The 19,670-nt window shown below is 35.9% G+C and carries 18 protein-coding genes; 8 read left to right on the top strand and 10 right to left on the bottom strand.

Annotation, left to right across the window (positions count from 1 at the left end; translation table 11 throughout):
- Positions 1-50: 50 nt before the first annotated feature.
- Together Q5760_RS12335 and Q5760_RS12330 are read right to left on the bottom strand one after the other, a co-directional pair.
- Complete coding sequence (locus Q5760_RS12335; protein ID WP_428912449.1) at positions 51-1,937, bottom strand: V4R domain-containing protein; 1,887 nt, start codon at positions 1,935-1,937, stop codon at positions 51-53.
- A 582-nt stretch (positions 1,938-2,519) separates the two neighbouring features.
- Positions 2,520-3,887, bottom strand: coding sequence for an aldehyde dehydrogenase (locus tag Q5760_RS12330; protein ID WP_428912448.1), 1,368 nt, complete (start codon positions 3,885-3,887; stop codon positions 2,520-2,522).
- A 194-nt stretch (positions 3,888-4,081) separates the two neighbouring features.
- Between Q5760_RS12330 and Q5760_RS12325 the strand changes: the two genes are divergently transcribed.
- Entirely contained in the window at positions 4,082-5,242 is a 1,161-nt protein-coding gene (locus Q5760_RS12325) for a pyridoxal-phosphate-dependent aminotransferase family protein (protein WP_428912447.1), read from the top strand.
- Between the two features lie 59 nt (positions 5,243-5,301).
- Here Q5760_RS12325 and Q5760_RS12320 read toward each other — a convergent pair whose 3' ends face one another.
- The 3 genes from Q5760_RS12320 to Q5760_RS12310 are packed head-to-tail and all read right to left on the bottom strand — an operon-like array spanning position 5,302 to position 8,246.
- Positions 5,302-6,606: a TRAP transporter large permease gene (locus Q5760_RS12320; RefSeq protein WP_428912446.1), complete on the bottom strand. Its 1,305-nt coding sequence runs from the start codon at positions 6,604-6,606 to the stop codon at positions 5,302-5,304.
- On the bottom strand, positions 6,603-7,169 hold the full coding sequence (locus Q5760_RS12315) for a TRAP transporter small permease (protein ID WP_428912445.1): 567 nt from the start codon (positions 7,167-7,169) through the stop codon (positions 6,603-6,605). Before Q5760_RS12315 ends, Q5760_RS12320 begins: the two co-directional genes overlap by 4 nt.
- A 15-nt stretch (positions 7,170-7,184) precedes the next feature.
- Positions 7,185-8,246 (bottom strand): TRAP transporter substrate-binding protein, encoded by a 1,062-nt coding sequence (locus Q5760_RS12310; protein ID WP_428912444.1) that lies wholly within the window; start codon positions 8,244-8,246, stop codon positions 7,185-7,187.
- Between the two features lie 422 nt (positions 8,247-8,668).
- On the opposite strand from Q5760_RS12310, the gene Q5760_RS12305 reads away from it, so the two are divergent.
- The 4 genes from Q5760_RS12305 to Q5760_RS12290 all read left to right on the top strand — a co-directional run bounded on the left by Q5760_RS12305 (position 8,669) and on the right by Q5760_RS12290 (position 12,304).
- Complete coding sequence (locus tag Q5760_RS12305) at positions 8,669-9,457, top strand: IclR family transcriptional regulator (protein WP_428912443.1); 789 nt, start codon at positions 8,669-8,671, stop codon at positions 9,455-9,457.
- On the top strand, positions 9,450-10,211 hold the full coding sequence (locus Q5760_RS12300) for an IclR family transcriptional regulator (RefSeq protein ID WP_428912442.1): 762 nt from the start codon (positions 9,450-9,452) through the stop codon (positions 10,209-10,211). Before Q5760_RS12305 ends, Q5760_RS12300 begins: the two co-directional genes overlap by 8 nt.
- Before the next feature lie 157 nt (positions 10,212-10,368).
- A complete protein-coding gene (locus tag Q5760_RS12295) occupies positions 10,369-11,301 on the top strand; it encodes an amidohydrolase family protein (RefSeq protein ID WP_428912565.1) in 933 nt (310 codons plus the stop codon).
- A 154-nt stretch (positions 11,302-11,455) separates the two neighbouring features.
- A complete protein-coding gene (locus Q5760_RS12290) occupies positions 11,456-12,304 on the top strand; it encodes an extradiol ring-cleavage dioxygenase (RefSeq protein WP_428912441.1) in 849 nt (282 codons plus the stop codon).
- A 117-nt stretch (positions 12,305-12,421) separates the two neighbouring features.
- Here the strand turns inward: Q5760_RS12290 and Q5760_RS12285 are convergent, their stop codons facing one another.
- Positions 12,422-13,633: an HD-GYP domain-containing protein gene (locus Q5760_RS12285; protein ID WP_428912440.1), complete on the bottom strand. Its 1,212-nt coding sequence runs from the start codon at positions 13,631-13,633 to the stop codon at positions 12,422-12,424.
- A 172-nt stretch (positions 13,634-13,805) separates the two neighbouring features.
- On the opposite strand from Q5760_RS12285, the gene Q5760_RS12280 reads away from it, so the two are divergent.
- Entirely contained in the window at positions 13,806-14,414 is a 609-nt protein-coding gene (locus Q5760_RS12280) for an N-acyl amino acid synthase FeeM domain-containing protein (RefSeq protein ID WP_428912439.1), read from the top strand.
- Positions 14,411-15,169 (top strand): ThiF family adenylyltransferase, encoded by a 759-nt coding sequence (locus Q5760_RS12275; RefSeq protein ID WP_428912438.1) that lies wholly within the window; start codon positions 14,411-14,413, stop codon positions 15,167-15,169. The genes Q5760_RS12280 and Q5760_RS12275 overlap by 4 nt, the downstream gene beginning before the upstream one ends.
- A gap of 143 nt (positions 15,170-15,312) precedes the next feature.
- On the opposite strand, the gene rarD is transcribed toward Q5760_RS12275, so the two are convergent.
- On the bottom strand, positions 15,313-16,224 hold the full coding sequence (gene rarD / locus Q5760_RS12270; protein WP_428912437.1) for an EamA family transporter RarD: 912 nt from the start codon (positions 16,222-16,224) through the stop codon (positions 15,313-15,315).
- Positions 16,225-16,403: 179 nt separating this feature from the next.
- Here rarD and Q5760_RS12265 point away from each other — a divergent pair, with 179 nt between their 5' ends.
- On the top strand, positions 16,404-17,015 hold the full coding sequence (locus tag Q5760_RS12265; RefSeq protein ID WP_428912436.1) for a WGR domain-containing protein: 612 nt from the start codon (positions 16,404-16,406) through the stop codon (positions 17,013-17,015).
- 406 nt (positions 17,016-17,421) lie between these two features.
- Here the strand turns inward: Q5760_RS12265 and Q5760_RS12260 are convergent, their stop codons facing one another.
- From Q5760_RS12260 to Q5760_RS12250, 3 genes are all read right to left on the bottom strand, one after another.
- The gene (locus Q5760_RS12260; RefSeq protein ID WP_428912435.1) at positions 17,422-17,655 is read right to left on the bottom strand and encodes a hypothetical protein; all 234 of its coding nucleotides are present in this window, start codon (positions 17,653-17,655) and stop codon (positions 17,422-17,424) included.
- Between the two features lie 33 nt (positions 17,656-17,688).
- A complete protein-coding gene (locus Q5760_RS12255; RefSeq protein ID WP_428912434.1) occupies positions 17,689-17,862 on the bottom strand; it encodes a hypothetical protein in 174 nt (57 codons plus the stop codon).
- A 390-nt stretch (positions 17,863-18,252) separates the two neighbouring features.
- A complete protein-coding gene (locus Q5760_RS12250; protein WP_428912433.1) occupies positions 18,253-19,464 on the bottom strand; it encodes an IS4 family transposase in 1,212 nt (403 codons plus the stop codon).
- Positions 19,465-19,670: the final 206 nt, after the last annotated feature.

Below are 19,670 nucleotides of genomic sequence, written 5' to 3'. Positions count from 1 at the left end.
AATGAGATCTGTATCAAAATTAAAAAAACACGGGAGTAATCCATGTTTTTTTAATGGGTTAGATGTAATTCACCCAAGGCAATCAAAGATTCGATTAAAAGTAATAATTGGTACGCATCTGTAGGGTTACGAAGATCTTTATCAATGAGGCTTTCAATCTTTTTAATTCGATACAAAAGACCACTCATGGAAATCGAAAGATCTGTAAGAGTTTGTTCAAGCTTTCCTCCATTTAGCAAGAATAGATATAATGTTTTCATTAACTCTTCCATTTTCGGATCTTCTCTATTGAGTAAAGGTCCCAGTTCTTGGTCCGCTAACATTTTAATGGCGCTCTTATTATTGGAGTTAATCAAAATTCCAACAATTCCCAAAGATTTAAATAGCACAACTTTTTGAGATGTATTAAGCCTTAATGCAACCGCTGCCTCCTCATATTGCTGCTTCAAATTCTTTATATTGTTTCCTTCATTGCTGATCCCTAGTTTAAATGAAAATTCCGGGTAATATGCATTTAATTCTTGGTACAATTCCAGCATAATGGATTGAATGTCGACCTTTTCTGTATCTTCTCTCGATATATAAAGAATGATATTTCCTTCATAGAGTCCGATTAAACTATTTAGATTGTTTCTTTTAAAATATTGAGAGATTGTTTCATAGATTTTTTCTTGAAAATGAAATGCAACCTCCATCGAAAGAGACTGATTATTATGTTCCAAAATAGCGATATAATAGGGTAATTCAAGATTTACCCCTGTATATCTACCTTTAGCAATCATTTCTTTTCGTGAAGTAATTGTTCCGTTTAAAACCTGCTCAAGAAATACCCCCTTCATTCTTGCAAACGATTCAAATCGAGCTTTCTCATTTAGTAGGAGCAAAGAAGCTGCATTTGCAATTCGTGCTAATAGAAAATAATCGTCTTCGTGATTAACAGGATCGATTTCATGATATAGAAATGTGCAATATCCAAACACTTCTTTTTCAATAAGGATCGGAACAATAAAGTGTACCCTATTCTCCATTTGGATAGTCTTTTTGCGAAAAGGCAGTTGAACCTTCTCTTTTCGGGTTTGAGGGAAGATTCCGCTATTTTCTTTCATATAATGATTCATTTCATCTTGAATCTGATGAAACTTATCCTGAGATAGACCTGAGTAAGCGATGTTTCGAAGGTCAATGTCATGAATGAGTATAGGAATATCAATTAAACGATACACCATGTCAATAATCGTTTGTAAATTACTCCCATTGGCGATCTCTTCTGTTAAAACCTTTTGAAACTCCATTAATCTTGTCACCGTATTTTTTTGTTGAAGCAATTGTTCATACGTATACTGCAGTTCTTCGACGATTGGTTGTTCATGGTAATAATGAAGTCCGCCCTTTAGTTCATCGTCCCATTCATGTTCAGTCTTCAAGACCCAGCGGCACTCTGAATCTCCCATGCCAATACAGGACACTTCTTTCGCTAATACTTGCTTTCCACTTATAGTTGACATGAAGCCACTTGCATAGCCAATAAGGGTATGACAAACGGGATACTCGGAAATGCCAAACCTTTTAAGATGCTCCATCGCCTCGTATGAATTTTCCCAAGTCCCAGATCCGGTTAAGGAGATAATCTGATCATAATCATCGATTTCAACACGACCGTCGTACACGGCACCTGAAATTTGTCCATTCATACAATGATAGATCGGTCCTTGTTTGAACAATTCTTCTGGTGAAAAGTTTTCATTCAAAGCTTGTTCTGCATCATACACACCCATTTCCCTACCAAATCGGATAAGAAATCCTTTTAATCGTTCTTGTCCAATATTTGAAACGAGAATTTCCCTTAGGATCCCAATAGCTGTCGCTGGAGTTTTGATTTGACGATTATGAATATCCACCTCATGATTATACGTTTTTCCTGATGAATGGATGATCATGAAAAATCCCCCACTTCTCTATTGTTCGCATCAATAATCATCGTTTTCTTACAATTATACTAGAAAAAATTATAGAGAGCATGGTTTTTTTAAAGATTATTACTTATTCGAATATTTAATGGATTTGTTACCAACATTTCACTTTTTTCACAAAGAAGAGGGGGTAAAAGTTGTATAATAAAAGAAAGGACATCCATGTTTATTTCAAAAGTGGCTTGTTGAAGGCTTAGGAAAAAATGTTCATTAATCCCCTTTTTGCTTACCTATCCGATTTAATAAGTGAGTAAAATAAAAGGAAGATTAGCATGATAAGAAAAAAAGCTTTTTTACTTTAGCCATTATGTTAGTGTTAGTCTCCTTGATTAACTTTTTCATTGAAAAAATTTGACAGCCGTGATCTATCTTGCTGGGGGCCGTATTATTTGGATTGCTTGCATTATATAAATCCATCTAATAAAAACCACTAAATGAATTGATATCATTTGAAGCAACGGGAATAGCATTCTACCCATTGCCCTTATTTTTAATCTTACTTAGAAAACGATCAAAGGAGCAAGTCCCTTGTCCATTTCCTAAGATACGTTATTTAATCACCTTTTTTAACAGCTTCAACCCATTTTTCCGATTTTGATAACGAAACGGAAAGTCAACCTTCGTGGTTTGTTTTAAGATACTTTTCTCATGGGAAAAGGTATCAAAGCTACCTTTTCCACGGTAAGCCCCTACCCCACTTTCACCGACTCCACCAAACGGCAGATAAGGAGAACTTAAATGATAGACGGTATCATTGATACACCCTCCACCAAATGAGATCTTTTCTAATATGGTTTGTTGGAAGGACTCACTTTCGGAAAACACATATAGAGCTAGTGGTTTCGGGCGTTGATTAATTCCATCTATCATATCACTGTGATCACTATAGGTTAACACAGGTAAAATCGGACCAAAGATTTCTTCCTTCATGACATCATCTTCCCATGTCACGTCCGTTAACACAGTTGGTTCAATCGTTAATGACGAGGATTCATGTTTTCCCCCATAATGTATAGACCCTTTTATAAAATGAGTGAGCCGGTTAAAATGTCGCTCACTTACGATCCGGGTAAACTCCCCACTTTTAAAAACATCATCTGTATATAATTCTACAATTGCTTTTTGGAACAACGATAAGAATTCATCTTGGACCTCTCGATGTATATATAGATAATCAGGTGCCACACAGGTCTGCCCCGCATTGATAAACTTCCCCCATGCAATCCGTTTAGCAGCCAATACTAAGTTGGCATCTTTATGGACAATACACGGACTTTTCCCACCCAGTTCTAATGTGACAGGGGTTAAGGATTTCGCAGCGGCTTCCATTATCATCTTCCCGACCGAAACACTTCCCGTAAAAAAGATATAATCCCATTTCTCCTTTAGGAGACCTTGACTAGTTTCCACTCCTCCCTGTACGACCGCAATATACTCTTCTGGGAAGGTACCTGAAATGATCTTTTCTAATAATTCTGAAGTGGCTGGTGTCAGTTCAGATGGTTTTAAAACAGCACAATTTCCAGCTGCAATTGCTCCAATTAAGGGTGCAACTGCTAATTCAAATGGATAATTCCATGGAGAAATGACGAGCGCTACTCCGTAAGGTTCTGTATAAATCATACTTTTTGCCCCAAACTGCGCGATGGAAGATTTCACTTTTCGAGGCTTAGCCCATTTTTTTATATGTTTAAGGGTAAATCGGATTTCTTCTAATAGAATTCCAATTTCGGTAATATAGGAATCAAATTCGCTTTTATTTAAAACCTTATTTAAAGCATCCATCAGTTCTTGTTCGTTGGATTTAATGGAATCTCTCAACTTTTGTAGAGCTTGGATACGGAACTCAAGACTTTTCGTATGCCCTTTTGAAAAATATTTTCTTTGTTTTTGTATTAATTCTTTGTAGTCATTCACTATGATCACTCTTTTTTAGTTATTAATTTTATCACCAACATTATTAGGGAAAGTTTCTGGTTAAGCAAGTGAAAAGTCAGTCGAAAAGAATCGATATAAAATCATTTTCGAAACATGGAAAATCAAGGAATCCCCCTTATGTTTTAAGGTATAATGGAACGGAGGTCACTAAATTGTATAATGGAGGGAAATTCATGTATCCAAATATTCTTAGACATCCCGGACCAACACCCATTCCGAAAAAAGTAGAGCTTGCTATGGCTCAGAATATGATTAGTCACCGCACCGAAGAGTTTGTGGAATTATACCAAAAAACAACACAACGTTTAAAACCTATTTTTGGAACAAAGCAAGATATACTGTTCCTACCCTCAGGAGGAACGGCCGCATTAGAAGCAGCAGCGGTCAACACTGTTTCCCCTGGTGAAGAGGTTGTCGTCATCACAGTTGGCGCTTTTGGTGATTATTTTGTTTCAATTTGCGAAAACTATGGATTCCATGTACATAAGCTCGAGAAAAAATGGGGCGAAGCCTGTACAAAAGAGGACCTTATTGAATTTTTGAAACCGTTGTCTAATATTAAAGCAGTTTTTGCTACGTATAATGAAACTTCAACTGGAATTTTAAATCCTATCGATCAATTAGGTGAAGTGGTGCGAACCCATACAGATGCTCTATTTATCGTCGACGGCGTCAGCGCTATTGGAGGAGCTGCCCCAAAAATGGACGAGTGGAATATTGATATTTTGGTAACAGGTTCACAAAAAGCGATGATGCTCCCACCTGGTCTTGCGCTTTTAAGCGTGAGTGATAAAGCGTGGAAAGTGATAGAGGAAAACAACACTCCTGCCTATTATCTAAATTTAATAAGCTACCGTGAGTGGGCTGCAAAAGGAATGACACCCAATACACCGTCGATTTCACTCATAATGGGACTTTCGGCTGTCTGTGATCTCATTGATGAAGAAGGTGGATTTCCAAAAACAGTTGAACGTCATCAATTAATGAAACAGATGGTTCGTGAAGCCATGATGGCTCTTTCGATTGAGTTATTAACAGGTGATGAATACGCTTCTCCAACAATTACGGCGATTAAAAAGCCTGAAGGAATCGATCTATCCACTTTTTTAGGACATTTAAAGAAAAAATATCACCTTGATTTTGCAGGAGGGCTCGGACCTTTACAAGGAAAAATTTTCAGATTTGGTCATATGGGCTATTGCTTCCCTTCCGATATTCTTGAAGCTGTTTCCTTAATCGAAGCGGGATTACAGGATTTTTCCTATCACTTTGATCCAGGTGCAGGTGTATTAGCGGCGCAAAAAGTTTTCTTAGGCTCACTAAGAAAGGAATAAATACAATATTAAGGGTGACAGGCGCCTTCCATAGAATGGAAGGTGCCTGTCACCCTTTGTCATTCAATCATATTAGGTAGGAATGTTACGATTTCTGGGAAAATAATGAGAACGACTGTTAAGGCTGCCATTGTAAGTATGGCTGGAATGACGCCTTTAAAGATTTGTTGAATCGGGACTTCTTTAACAATTCCACTTATGATATAAACGCTTAAACCTAGTGGTGGTGTTAATACACCGATATTAATGAGCATGATCATGATTACTCCAAACCATAATCCATCAAACCCGAGTTGTGTGATAATCGGAAAAACGATTGGTAAAGTCAAAGTCATAATGGCAATTCCCTCAAGGAACATGCCCAAAATAAAATAAACACCTAGAATTAAGAATAATATAACATATGGATTTACATCTAATGATCCTACTAAATTCGTTAAATACATTGGAATTTGGCTTAAGGCTAAAAATTTCCCAAATAAACCTGCACCAATTAAGATTAAAAATAACATAACCGTTAAACGTAATGTTTCATCTAATGAAGAAAGTAATTTTTTAAAGCTTAATTTTTTCGTTAAAACCGTTAGAAGAAAGGCTCCAATCGCTCCTACTCCACCTGCTTCACTTGGTGTAAAGATGCCTAAGTAAATACCGCCAATACTAATTGCAAAAATAACTAAAAAAGGCCATACACTTTTTAAAGATGTAAATTTTTCAGCCATCGATGTCGTTTCTTTTTTCGTTGGTGCAATCGCTGGATTTAAACGTACTTGAATGTTAATCATGACCATAAACAATAAAGTCATGATGATACCTGGTACAAGTCCTCCGATTAATAGAGGACCAATCGGTACAGACGTCAATGCTCCATAGATAATTAAAAGAACACTTGGTGGAATTAAAACTCCTAACGTTCCTCCCGCTGCTACTGCAGCAGTAGAAAAAGTCGTTTTATATTTGTACTCATTCATTTCTGGAATACAAATTTTTGATAAAGTTGCAGTCGTCGCATTGGACGATCCCGATATTGCTGAAAAGATCGATGCGGCGCCAATCGTCGCTATTGCAAGACCTCCACGTAAATGCCCAATCCATTTATCAACTGCAATAAATAAATCTTTGCCAAGTCCCGTATTGGACATAAACATCCCCATTAAGATAAACATCGGAATGACACTTAATCCATAGTTATTAGATGAACCAAATGCAGATGCCCCTAATTGGGATAATCCGACACTCCAATCGGATAACATCGATACACCAACAAAACCAACGAGAAACAAAGAAAGACCTACCGAAACTCTTAAAAGAATGAGAACTAATAATAAAACAATACCTAATACACCTATAATCTCAGGACTCATTTCTTATTCACCACCTTTAAAATAGATTGAAACATATCAAGTAAATAGGTGAGCGTAAAAGCTATGGCTCCAACAAAAGCAGCGAAAATAAAAATGTGTAATGGTAACCCTAAATCGCCACTTAACTCTCCACCAAGCATAGTTCTCATTCCGAATTCATACAATTGCCAGGTGGTTATGAACATAAGGACAAATAGGATAAAGGAAGATATCGCATATAAACCTGCTTGTATTTTTTCCGGCATCATATTGGTTAAAAAGTCGATCTCAATATGGTCTTTCCCTAGCTGACCAGATCCTAGACTAAAGAAAATCATTAATGCTAATACAAGTCCAGTAAGTTCATAAGTTCCCGTAATTGGACTATTAAAAATGTTTCTACCAATTACATCTGCAGCTGTTAAAAACATTAATAAGAAAAGAAACACACTTGAAATTTTGTGTAAAACATTATTTACGGTTTTTGTTATTTTTTCTAACCCATTGGTTAGTTTTTTTAAAAAAGAGACTTCGTTAGGAGCAGCTGCCCCTAACGAAAGATCTTGACCTACTTCTTGACTCATTTATGTCACCTCTTTTTATTTCTCTTCTATTAACTTCACAGCTTCATCATAAATTTTTTGTCCATCAATTCCTTTACTCTCCATCTTGGATAACCAATCTTCTGTTACCACTTTAGCAGGCTCTTTGAACTTCTTTAACTCTTCTTCTGATAATGTGATAAATTCAACACCTGCTTCTTTCGCCTCTTTTTCTGCTCTTTCTTTTTGACCATCAAAGGCTTGTCCAGCTTTTTCAGCCATTGATACACCAGTAAAGTTTTCTTCAATTAACTTTTGATCTTCAGGAGAAATTCGATTCCAACTATCTTTATTCATAGATACATAGAAAAGGTTCGTATTAAAGTTACCGATTGTCACATAATCAACAACATCCGTTAAATTGAAATCTTTAATTGCAGCAATTGGCAATACGCCTCCATCAATAACCCCTTTTTGCAGTGCATCATAGATTTCAGGAGCTGGTAATGATACTGGAGTGGCTCCCCAAGATTCAATCATCTTTCCACCTTCTACAGATGGTGTTCTTAGCTTTAATCCTTTTACATCTTCAAAGCTTTTCACTTGCTTCCCTTTTGTAATAATCGCATATGGATCAGCAGCGTGTACCCATAATAGTTTTACATCAGAATATTCTTCTTGAATTTCAGGAAATTGATCATGTAATTTTTGTGTTACAATACTTAATTCTGCAGCATTCCCATTTGCCATAAATGGTAAATTCATCACCGATTGAACTTCAAATTTCCCTGCATTATACCCGTGAATTCCTCTTCCTACATCCATAATTCCTGTTGTAATGTTATCAAGTGTTTCCTTTGGTCCCCCTAAAGAACCTCCCGTAAACATTTGAAATGAAACACGACCTTCTGTTAATTCTGTAACGTCTTCACTAAAATTTTTAAAGGTTTCAGAGTTCTGAACATGATCGGGAGCGTCCATACTACCGAATTTAAATTCTACATTTTTCCCTTCTCCACCAGAACCGCTACCACCACTTGCCCCACTCGAACAAGCTGTAAAGATCAATAACACCATTGCCAACAAGCTAACCATTGAAACTTTGAATCTTTTTTTCATTTTTTCTAAACCCCCATTGTTCAATATTCCGTTCTATATAGAACGCTTTCATTTTTTACAAAATCTTATCCTTAAAAAACTTCACCATTATATTTTATCTTGAATGGGATTTTTAAATATTTTATATTTTTTATATTATCTGATTATTTAACATAAAAACAACTTCTTTTTCCTCTATGTGGAACAATTAATGTTTTTTGTATTATTTTAATTATTCTGTTAAAATAATACAAATATATCACTATAGAAGGCTTAGCTAAATCCTTTTTCCTATTAGGAACTTATTTGTATTTTCATCGACCTTCTCCTTTCCTACTTTAATTAAGATAAAGTTTTCAAGCATCATCTTACAATACGAATTTTCTGAATAACACATTTTTTTACCTCTATTCGGAACAAAATAAATATATGAGGTGTTATAAGTGAAAAAAGAATCCATTCTTTCTTCTGTCCAAAATGGACTATCCATTATAAAAATTTTTACAAAAGAAAAACCAATTTGGGGCATTACAGAAATTTCTCGAACTTTAAATTTACCAAAAAGTACGGTAAGTAGACTCATTACAGACCTAGTCAACGAAGGGTATTTAAAGAAAGTAGGCAATAAATACAGCTTAGGTCTATCCATCCTTACGCTATCTGGTGTGATCATGTCCCGTTTAGAGATACATCGCGAAGCACATGAGCCACTCAAAGCTCTTGTCCGCAAAGTAAATGAAAATGCCCATATTTCCACTCTTGAAGGGATTCAACTCATCTATCTCTTGAAAGTAGAATGTAATCAGGCAGTAAGACTTCTTTCTCATGTTGGGCACTACCGCCCAGTTACATGTTCAAGTCCTGGAAAATTATTATTAGCCTACCAGACTTCGGATGTCATCAATGAAGTGATCAAGGCTGGACTGACTAAAAGAGGACCAGACAGTATAACCGATCCAGCGGAACTAGTGAATCGACTAAAAAAAATTAAACAACAGGGATACGATGTGTCCATTAATGAAATGAATGAGGATGTTGTTAGTATTGCTGCGCCCATTAAAGATTATCTCGGAAATGTGATCGCTTCTGTTAGTATTGCTGGACCTAGACATCGAATTGTTGATGAATTAGTTACTCAATATGTTCCTGAGCTTGTCAAAACAGGAGAGAATATTTCTCATCAATTAGGTTATATGGAAACACCGTTGTTTGGAGGTGGAGGATATGAATAAGATAGATTCCACAGAAAAAGTTTCTTCCTTAACGAATGCACTTCGTATGCTGAACTTATTTACAATGGATAATCCTGAACAGTCTTTAAACGAATTAGCGAATCAGCTAGGAGTAGGCTTGAGCACTGCATATAGACTGTCAAATACACTTATACAGGAGGGGTTTCTAAAAAAAGACCCGATGACAAAAAATTTACGTCTTTCGTCTAAAATCCTACCATTAGGACAACTTATCATCACATCCTATACGATCAATGAAGTCTCCCCCCCTATATTAGAAAAGCTAGTAAAGGATACAGGTGAGACGGTTCATTTATCCACAATAGAAGGAAATCATTCGATATTCCTTGCCGTATACGAATGTCAAAACTATGTTAATGTACGTTCACATGTAGGGAAGAAAAGTCCGATTCACAGTATGAGTGCAGGACAAACGATTTTGGCCTATCAATCCGAAACACGTATAAATGAAGTGATTGAAAATCACTTACCGAAGTATACAAAAACTACCATTACGGATCCAATTAAATTGAAAGAGCGATTGAATTTTATCCGAAAGAATGGATATACCATCAATTACGAAGAAATGGATAAGGGTGTTTCAGCCATTTGTGCACCCATTATAAATTCTAGGGGGAAAGTAAACTATGCTGTGAGTATTGCAGGACCTTCTTCAAGAATAAATTCTAGTACTTCTCCAAAACTGGTTAAGTTAGTCGTACAAGCAGCAAAAGAACTATCAAAAATGGTATAAAGTTCTATCCTTTCCTACCAAAATATTGTTTTTGTTCCACATAGCGTAATCCGTTTCTAGCTTTTGGAATGGTTAAATCATATGATAGAATAGTAATCTGAAAATTTATAAGTTTATAACTATTAATTGGAATGCTTCAAGGAGGAAAATATTTATGTTGTATGACTTTCATACTCACTTTATCCCAAGCGACGTTATGAGTTGGCTTAAGGATCATAAAAATAGGATACATGCCGAATGGGTACCTAAAGAACAAAAAGAAGATTTTCTCGTTATTAATGGCAAATGGGGATTTGAATTAAAAAAGGAATTTATCAACTTTGACCTATATAAGCAAAAACAGGAACATGTAGGTGTTGGGCATTCGATGCTTTCCCCTATCCCCCAGCTTTTTTTATATGAATTTCCGGAAGAAATCACGACAGAAATGTCGAGAGTTTATAACCATTCTCTGGCTCAATTAGCGATAGATGATCATGAAAACTTTTCAGCATTAGGAACAGTTCCACTTGCGTATCCAGAGAAAGCAGCAGAAATTTTAAATGAAGCGGTTGGACAAGGTCTTAAGGGCGCTATTATTGGTCCAGGAATTGGGGAACATATGCTGTCAGATCCCTTTTTTCAACCATTTTTTGAAGAAGCAAACCGGTTACATGCGATCCTTTTCATTCACCCATTACTTTGTGAAGAACCACGATTAAAAAGAAGAATGATGCCAAATTTAATTGGAGTACCTTGGGAAACGACTGTTACTGCAACAGATCTATTATTAAGTGGACTGATCGATCAGTATCCAAATGTTAAAATATTATTTGCTCATGGCGGTGGTTTTCTTCCATATCAAATAGGTCGTCTTGATAAAGGCTATGAGCAATGGGATCTCGTTTCTTCTAAATTACAAGCTCCCCCTTCCCAGTATCTAAAACGTTTTTGGTACGATACTGTTCTTTGGAACGAAGACAGTGTCAACCACCTTGTCAAAGTCGTTGGTGAAGATCGAGTTGTAGCTGGTTCTGATTATCCATTTGATTTAAGCGTATGGCCGCCTAAGCAAATTAATTCTACAGGGGCTCTATCTTTACTTGAATAAATGTTTTACAAAAATGCCTTAAATAAGACTCTTGTTGTTCCGCATGGAAGAATAAGAGTCTTGTTAACGGAAAAAGGAAACGCTATCATGAATTTGAGAACGGAATATTTTGATTAGTTTTTATTCTCAAATTTTATTGAGGGGGGATTTTTTCATGACAATTGAATTTAGTATTCTAGCGCCACATGTTCCAAGTATATGCCACGAAGATCAAGTACCTGAATTTCAACAACCAATGGTAGATGGAATGAAAGAAATCGCAAAGGAAATTACAACAGTTAAACCAGATGCGATTGTGTTGGTTTCCTGCCACTGGCCTTCCACATTTGCTCATTATGTAGACTGCCATCCTGTTCATAAAGGACTTCTTACCGCAACTGAAGCGCCGGAATTAATTAAAGATGTACCTTATCAATATCCGGGTGACGAAGAATTAGGGCTTCAACTGGTTCAAGCAGGTAAAGACGCCGGTATTCCAGTCATAGAAGTTCAAGATGACTATTTTGTATGGGATTATGGTACCGTTGTACCTTTACGCTATCTTGTACCAAATGAAGATATTCCAGTAGTCAACTTATCTGTAACTTTAGCTGCTAATCTTGAAGAAACCTATAAATGGGGACAAATTATTGCTAAGGTTTTACAGGAGAGTGATAAGAAAATTGTGTTTATTAGCAGTGGTGCCCTTTCTCATAATTTAGTTCGCGGTAGACATAACAAACCAACGTTGTCTGAACACGCACTTGATAAAGAGTTTGTTGAGCATATCATGAATAAAAATTATGACGCTGCCTACAATATGCTGCCACAATATGCAAATATGGCTAAAGTTGAATCGGGCGGTCGCCACTTATCCATGTTATTAGGGCTTTTGGATAAGGATTCAGAACCTACCTACTACGCAGACGGACAATCATCTGGAAGCTGGAATGCACTTATCACATTTGGAAAAACAAAGCTTTCACCTAAAAAAGAAAACAGCGAAAAAGAATACGCGAATTAAAAGGAAAGTACAGGCAAAACTGTGAACAAATTAGTACAAAAGCACAAAAAAGCAAGGAAAAAAAAGACTTGTTTATTTCCTTGCTTTCTTATGTTATGGATTCATCCGTCCCCTATCCTAAAAAAGATCGGTTAATTTTTCAAATTCATTTAAGGGGTCTTGGGATTTAGCGTGTATTTCTTCAAATTCCGGCTTTGCAGCCTCAAAAGCTTGGACTAAATTCGGATCAAACTGTGACCCGATTCCCATTTCTATTCTACGAAAGGCTTCTTCAATGGACAGCTCATTTCGATAAGCTCTCGTAGAGGTCATGGCATCAAAAGCATCGGCAATTGCCAAAATACGAGCCTCTAGAGGAATTTCGTATCCTTTTGCTCCAGTTGGATAGCCTTTTCCATCCCATCTCTCATGATGATATAATACACCACTCTTTAATTCTTCCAATCCTTCCACTTTTTCAAGCATATGAACTCCAAACGTTGTATGGGTTTTGATGATTTCATATTCTTTATCCGTCAATTTCATTGGTTTTGATAAGATGTGTTCAGGGATATTAATTTTGCCGATATCGTGAAGAAGTCCCGTTAATCTTAATTGTTTTAGTTTCTGTTCACTTTGATATTCTGGTAGCTTTTTAGCTATTGCAATCGCATATTGACTGACTCTTTCGCTATGACCATAGGTGTATGGATCCTTGGCTTCAACGGCGACAATAAAACTCTGTACCACTTGTTCGATGGTCTTTTCCATGGACTGAATCACCGTATGGGCTTGTTCCTTGTGAAGTTGCTTCAATTTATTTAACAACAAATAACCTAATGTAGCCACAATGATATAGAGTAAAAATCGATTAGAAATATCGATATTATCTACAGTATACGAGTAGTTTGGAAAATAGATACTAACAGCAGCCAAACAAAATAAACCTAAAGTGGAGTATGAAATTGATAAATAACGACTCCCATACAAGCCATTAATGATCGGAATCAGTAAAAAATAACTCCAAGACTCTCTATAACCCGAACCAAAATACAAACAAATGATGACAAATACCAAGTACAAGAGAACAATATGCTTTAAGATCACTTGAGGTACCTTTGTAAAGCGCGAGAATAGGAACACCCCTATCCATACAAAAGCACAGAGAAGTAATAAATTAAGATTTGCCCGAGAATAAGGCAGGTCAAACCACTGGAAAACTGAATTCCATGTAATACTTAGCATAATGTAGACAAAGGAAATTAATAAAATTTTATTATTTAATCCTTTTTCATGTTTTTTCAATAATTTTTTTAATAACTGTTCTTTCTCATTTACGAAACTATTCATATGTTGATCATCCTATATCTTTTATTACATGAAATGATTTTAACATTTTTGAAGATAATTAACTACAGTTATATAATGATATTGTCTATTAGTGTCGAAAAAGCTAGAAATTAAACTCTTACTGTCCTTTAATAGAATATGTAAGCGAAACTATTTTAGGAGAGTGAAAGATATGGATAAGAAAGAGTACTATTTTGGATGTGCAGAGGGAGATCTTCGACATGAGGCCATTACCTTACATCACACTCGCTATGAAGAAGTAGGTTTTTTCAAGAAAGATGAGGATGATCCGTATGCAGACTCTTCCACTTATTTTATAGTGCAGACGACCGATCCCAAGGAAGTAGTAGGTGTTACTCGCCTGATTTTTATGCCCGTAGACGAGCTTCCAACCATTAAACATTTCAATATTATGGATCTAAAAAAACGAAAGTTATTAAAGATGGATCAAAATCAATACGCCGAAATCAGCGCTTTTACAAAACTTCCAAAACATGATGTGGGATTAGGGTTAATTAAAACCGTTCTGAATTATTCATTAACCCACGATCTCACTCATTGGGTTTGTTGTATTGATGAAAGAGTATATAATTATATGCATCGTATTTTTAAATTTCCTTTTGAAGTAATTGGAGAATCAGATGTGTATCTTGGCTCCGTTACCATCCCGTGTCTGTTGAACTTAACAGAATGTCTAGACACACTTAAGAAAAAACGACCTCCGCTATATGATTATTTAACGGACGGTCTAGAACTAACAATGGAGGTAGTCAATAAATGATTAAAGAACAATTTATTCGAAATCTAGGAATTATGTCAGAAGAGGAAATTCAGAAGCTACACGAAACAACGATTGCCATCGCGGGCTGTGGTTGTATTGGAGGTTTTTCTGCTGAGTTGCTCACTCGTATGGGGATTGGAAAATTAGTGTTGGCAGATCCGGATGTATTTGATGTTTCGAATATCAACCGTCAATGCGCTGCAACCCATCTTACAGTAGGGCAGAAAAAGGTAGAAGCATTAAAGAACCATTTACGATCCATTAATCCTGACCTTGAAGTAGTAAGTTATATGGATGGAGTCAGTGAACAAAATATAGATTCTTTTGTAGACGGAGCACATTATGTGATTGATGCGATTGATTACTTTGCTTTTCCTGAAGCCGTAGCTCTTCATCGGGCTGCTCGTAAAAAGAACTTATTTGTGACAACTGCGGTTGCGCTTGGATTCGGAACTTCTGTGTTAACGTTTTCTCCTAGTGGAGTAAAACTTGAAGAATATATTGGGATATCTGAAGATGTATCGATTGAGGAATTAAAAGGACAAACCTTTCCCCCATCCGGTTATAGTCAATACCTTCCTGATTATGCGACGGAAGAAAAAATAACAGAATGGCTGACAAATCAAACCATCCCAACGATCAGTGTAGGTCAAGCACTAGGTCCTGGTGTGCTCGTTTCACAAATGGTGTTACATCTGTTAGGTCGAAAAACACCTCCGATTGTTCCAGAATCATTTCAAATGCAATTTGAGTAAGAGAGGAAAAAGGGACAGTTCCAGCTGTCCCTTTGTTGATGTGATTTAAATTTATTCGCCTCCCTCCCTATTCTTTGAGGTTCCGTTTTACGTGTGCTTAATAGGTGAAAGATTTTTCACCTATTTGAGACGCACCTTGCATTTTATGCTGCATTTGACACTTTTCTTTTTTTCATGACGTTACGAATATTTGAAACAGAAAACATCGCAATGGCGATCCAAATACAAGCAAAAGTGATGGCATGGTCTTTCGTAAAGGACTCCCCATACAGGACCACTCCTAAAATTAAACTTATGGTCGGGGAAAGATATTGAATGAAGCCTACTAGGTAGAGTGGAATCTTTTGTGCCCCTATCCCAAACCATAAAAGCGGAAGACCTGTCGCGATCCCTGATCCGATTAATAATAAATCATTTGAAAGGGATCCAGTTAAAAAGCTATGCTGTTCGTTTACACCTAAATACCCCAAAAATAAAAGAGCAAAAGGTAAAATAAATAATGTTTCTAAGAACAACCCTAGTGCGGAATCTACTTTTATTAATTTTTTAGACAATCCGTAAAAACCAAAGGATAAGGCTAATACAAGAGAAATCCACGGCAATGCCCCAACGGATATCGTCATATAGATGACCCCAATTGCCGCTACAACAAAAGAGATTGCCTGCAACTTATTTACTTTTTCACGTAATACAAAAACCCCTAACAAAACCGCAACTAGCGGGTTAATATAGTAGCCTAAACTAGCCTCTACGATGTGATTCGTATTCACAGCATATATATAAGTGAACCAATTCACACTGATAAATAAGGAAGCAAGTAAAAGTCCGAACCATGTTTTCTTCTGCCTCATTTGAACTTTAAAGAAATTTTTCAATAATTTTCTTTTTAAAATAGCCACGATGATTAAAACAAAAATAAACGACCATACGACTCGATGCGCTAAAATTTCAAGGGCTGGAACCTCTTCGATCCATTTCCAGTAGATTGGTAGAATTCCCCATAAGATATATGCACCTGCTGTATACATGATTCCTGTTGCTTGTTCACGTTCCATACTTTTACTCCTAGCATTTTAATTTAAATACGCTTATAAACATTAGCATTATATCATAATCATTTAATATTTGTTGTAGGTATGACATAACTTAGTGATTATCGGTTAAAATGGAAATATATTTTAAAAAACTAGTATGGTAGAAACGAATGGAAATATAAACGATGGAAGGAATTCTTATGACCAAAACATTTGCTATTCATGTGAAGGATTTCCCTTCTTTTTCAATAACGCAGGTCGAACAACGAGTTGTCCTTCATTATATGAGAATCCAAACGAATACAAGTAAATTTTATATAATGGAATTTCAGGAAGGTGTAGGAGATTGCCCTTTCCGAATTTATGTTGAATATGGGCGGATGGGAAGTCCTCCAAGAAAACATGAAAGGTATTTTCGATCCCGTTTGGAGGCTAGGAAGGAATTTGATCGAACGTTAACTACTAAACATAAAAAGGGATATGAATTAATTTTGATTGAGGAAGATTGGGATGATTTTTCTCATTTGATGCCAATTGAAGATTCCATTCCAAACTCAGATTCTCTTCCCCCTACTATCTACACGCCATTGGGGAAACTTTCGGAAATTCAGATTCAGAGAGGAATTCATATCCTGAATGAAATAGAACAGCGTTTACGTAATGGGCGGGAAGATATAATCGATTTGTCCAATCAATTTTATTCGGTGATTCCTGTGGCGCTTGGGAGTCAAATTGATAAAGGGTGTCTTTTGGATACAGTAGAAAAGGTGGATGCGAAAAAGGAATGGTTGAATCAAATGATTTACGGTTGATTCTATTGCTTTTACTTTTGCACCCCACAACTTGAAAAACAATTATTTTAAATAGTTAAGCGAGCAGCCACAATGTTTGCTCGCTTTATAGCTTTATATTAAAAAATTCATTTACAAATTTTCTCCTATCTAGATAATTTTATTTCCAACAAGTCTTTTAAACCAAATTTCAGAGCCGAGAACTTATCACTAATTTTATCTAAAACGTCAAACCATAAAATCCAACACGCATTCCACCTTCGTAATAGCTGATTAAGAATCTGTTAGCCCTCCCAAAAAAATTAACTCCTTCTAATCTATGTTAGATAAATTAATCAAATGAAGACTATCGCCAAACGTACACGAACGGAAAATTTTTAGTAATTTATCAAATATAATAATAGCTAAGTGAAATTTCATATTTTATTTAATTGAACGATTTTGACTCATTCTTCTGTTTTTTCTCCAAACGATCCATTATAAAAAGTCCGATTTGTCCCAGCCAAATGGACGAGATTAACCCGTATTTATACGTTTGGAAAAAATCTCGTCCAAAATCGAAAGCCGCGAACGTTACGGTCAATGCACCTAAAAAAGAAGTAAAGAAAAAGAACCCCTCAAGTATTTTTTTCACTTCATGATCCTCCAATAATTTTTTCAATCTCTTTGGTTTGAACGTTCTAACTCTCCCCGTTTAATGAGCGCCGTTAGATTCCCCACGTCTAACAGAAATGATTTGTGTTCCTTCTCCATATTCTGTTCGAACCGTTTTTCTTGCAGCTGCAGGAGTTCTCGCTTTCACCTGCTTTGTTTGTTTTTGTCCGTTCACTTCGATTTCAACTAAAAAGCATGCTGCTCCACATTGCACAAGAATTCCCCCTATAATAGATCTACTAATGATAATGATACACTTAATCGTACACGAACGAAAAAAATTTACATTCAACCTATCAAATTAAAATTTTTTTGGCTATAGGACAAAACACTCTTCGGAGATCCAAAAAATGGAAGGTGCCAGCGTATAATCACTAGCGTTGCTCAGTTGTAAAAAAATGGTATTTCTTACAAAAAACACCTGTCGCGTTCGGCTACAAAATTAAATTCGTAATGCAAAAGCTCAACACAGTTATAAAAATATAGACTTAATGTAAAATTTTACCAGTTATTTTCTTGATTTCAAATTAAAAAAGGGAACGAGGTTCTATTTGACCTTGTACCCTTTTTTTTTACAATTTTTCAAATAACTGCATTTCTTCTTTTACTTGTGTTTTTTGGGTCTTTTTTCCGTTTTCACTATAGCCACATTTCCAAAGTATGGTTTTTCCTTAGGTTTCGGAGGAACCTTTTGTCTTCCTTTTGAGTTCCTTTTCTTTTTAGATTTTAATGTTTTCTTAAAAGAACCCACTGTTTTATAAAGATAGGTTTGTAATAATCTAAAGAACTCCCAAGGTGTTTTATTAGATCCAGTTTGTATTTTTAGTATTAGCGATAATCCATATGCAATCAAAGCTAAAAACATTTGATTCCAGATTCCCTGTGGTTTCGTGCTCCATATCTTTGTTAATCTTAAATGTTGTTTAATCCACTTAAAAAATAACTCTATTGTCCAGCGTGCACGATACATTTCCATTATTTGTTCAGCGGTTAAGTCAAATCTATTTGTTAAAATTCGATAAGTTCTTTGCTTTTCATCCACGAATTCAATGTACCGAACAGGTTCTTCTCCTACTTGATAACACACTTTAGCATCTTGAATAACGGCTGGATGAGTAGAAGTGTACTCTTCTAAAATCCCTAAACGAAGGGATTTGGATATTCTAACTACGAACTTTATATCTTTTTTCTGCCAAGATGCAATATTCTCCTTAGAGGGATAACCTCGATCCATTATTTGTGTGGCATCTGATTCTTCTACGATTACATCAGAACTTTCATAATCACTAAAATTACCTGTTGATGGAACAATTTTGTCTGGGAAAGCTATATCTGACGATACTACAACTAAGCTCGTATGCATTTTTACAGCGCAGTGATCCTTTGAAATATACCCCCAATTACATAGATTTCGGGGTAATCTAATTTCAGTAGAATCGATGATTCGTAAGTAGCCTAGCCCGTTGGGCAACCCTTGCATTCCATCCGTTAGTTGCTTTAGCTTCATTACAATTTTCACAAATAGTTTCTGTAGTAATTCCGTTGGTAAATCATTAATACGACGACTTAATTGGGAACCACTTATACGAGTAATTCCTAGTTCTTCTCTACATAGTTTAGGGTAAGCTTCCAGCTTTTCCTCCATATGTCTGTAAGAACTCCACTGATCCAATTGGGCTGCGACAAAAATTTTAATTAGAGATTTCGTAGAAAGCTTTTTACCATAATCAATCGGAAGGTAATTGAAATCCTCTAGGGGTAATAAAGATAGACATTGACAAATGAGCATTTCGCGGTTTATACTTTTCTTGCTCAATTTTAAAACTCCTTTGTAGTAGACTTGTTTGTTTATGGGAACAAGACAAGGTCAACCAACTACTACAATAGGAGTTTTTTTCTTTTCTGTAAATACATATTTTTATAAAAATGGAAATTTTTTCAAGCTATGCAACGCTAGTGGCGTATAATGGTAAATAAGTCAAGGTTGAAATTTACCTAAAAAAGGCCGATTTTAAGTAAAAC

Origin of the sequence: Niallia sp. Kr1, assembly GCF_050389805.1 — a bacterium.
GTDB lineage: Bacteria > Bacillota > Bacilli > Bacillales > Cytobacillaceae > Bacillus_BD.
Note: the sequence above shows the minus strand (reverse complement) of the source record. Positions and strands in the feature narration are given on the sequence as shown.

Coding starts and splice junctions, on each gene's coding strand:
- rarD (WP_428912437.1), bottom strand. CDS start 16,224: ATGGAACGTGAACAAGCAACAGGAATCATGTATACAGCAGGTGCATAT.
- Q5760_RS12285 (WP_428912440.1), bottom strand. CDS start 13,633: ATGAATAGTTTCGTAAATGAGAAAGAACAGTTATTAAAAAAATTATTG.
- Q5760_RS12310 (WP_428912444.1), bottom strand. CDS start 8,246: ATGAAAAAAAGATTCAAAGTTTCAATGGTTAGCTTGTTGGCAATGGTG.
- Q5760_RS12300 (WP_428912442.1), top strand. CDS start 9,450: ATGAATAAGATAGATTCCACAGAAAAAGTTTCTTCCTTAACGAATGCA.
- Q5760_RS12335 (WP_428912449.1), bottom strand. CDS start 1,937: ATGATCATCCATTCATCAGGAAAAACGTATAATCATGAGGTGGATATT.
- Q5760_RS12280 (WP_428912439.1), top strand. CDS start 13,806: ATGGATAAGAAAGAGTACTATTTTGGATGTGCAGAGGGAGATCTTCGA.
- Q5760_RS12290 (WP_428912441.1), top strand. CDS start 11,456: ATGACAATTGAATTTAGTATTCTAGCGCCACATGTTCCAAGTATATGC.
- Q5760_RS12265 (WP_428912436.1), top strand. CDS start 16,404: ATGACCAAAACATTTGCTATTCATGTGAAGGATTTCCCTTCTTTTTCA.
- Q5760_RS12320 (WP_428912446.1), bottom strand. CDS start 6,606: ATGAGTCCTGAGATTATAGGTGTATTAGGTATTGTTTTATTATTAGTT.
- Q5760_RS12315 (WP_428912445.1), bottom strand. CDS start 7,169: ATGAGTCAAGAAGTAGGTCAAGATCTTTCGTTAGGGGCAGCTGCTCCT.
- Q5760_RS12325 (WP_428912447.1), top strand. CDS start 4,082: ATGTATCCAAATATTCTTAGACATCCCGGACCAACACCCATTCCGAAA.
- Q5760_RS12275 (WP_428912438.1), top strand. CDS start 14,411: ATGATTAAAGAACAATTTATTCGAAATCTAGGAATTATGTCAGAAGAG.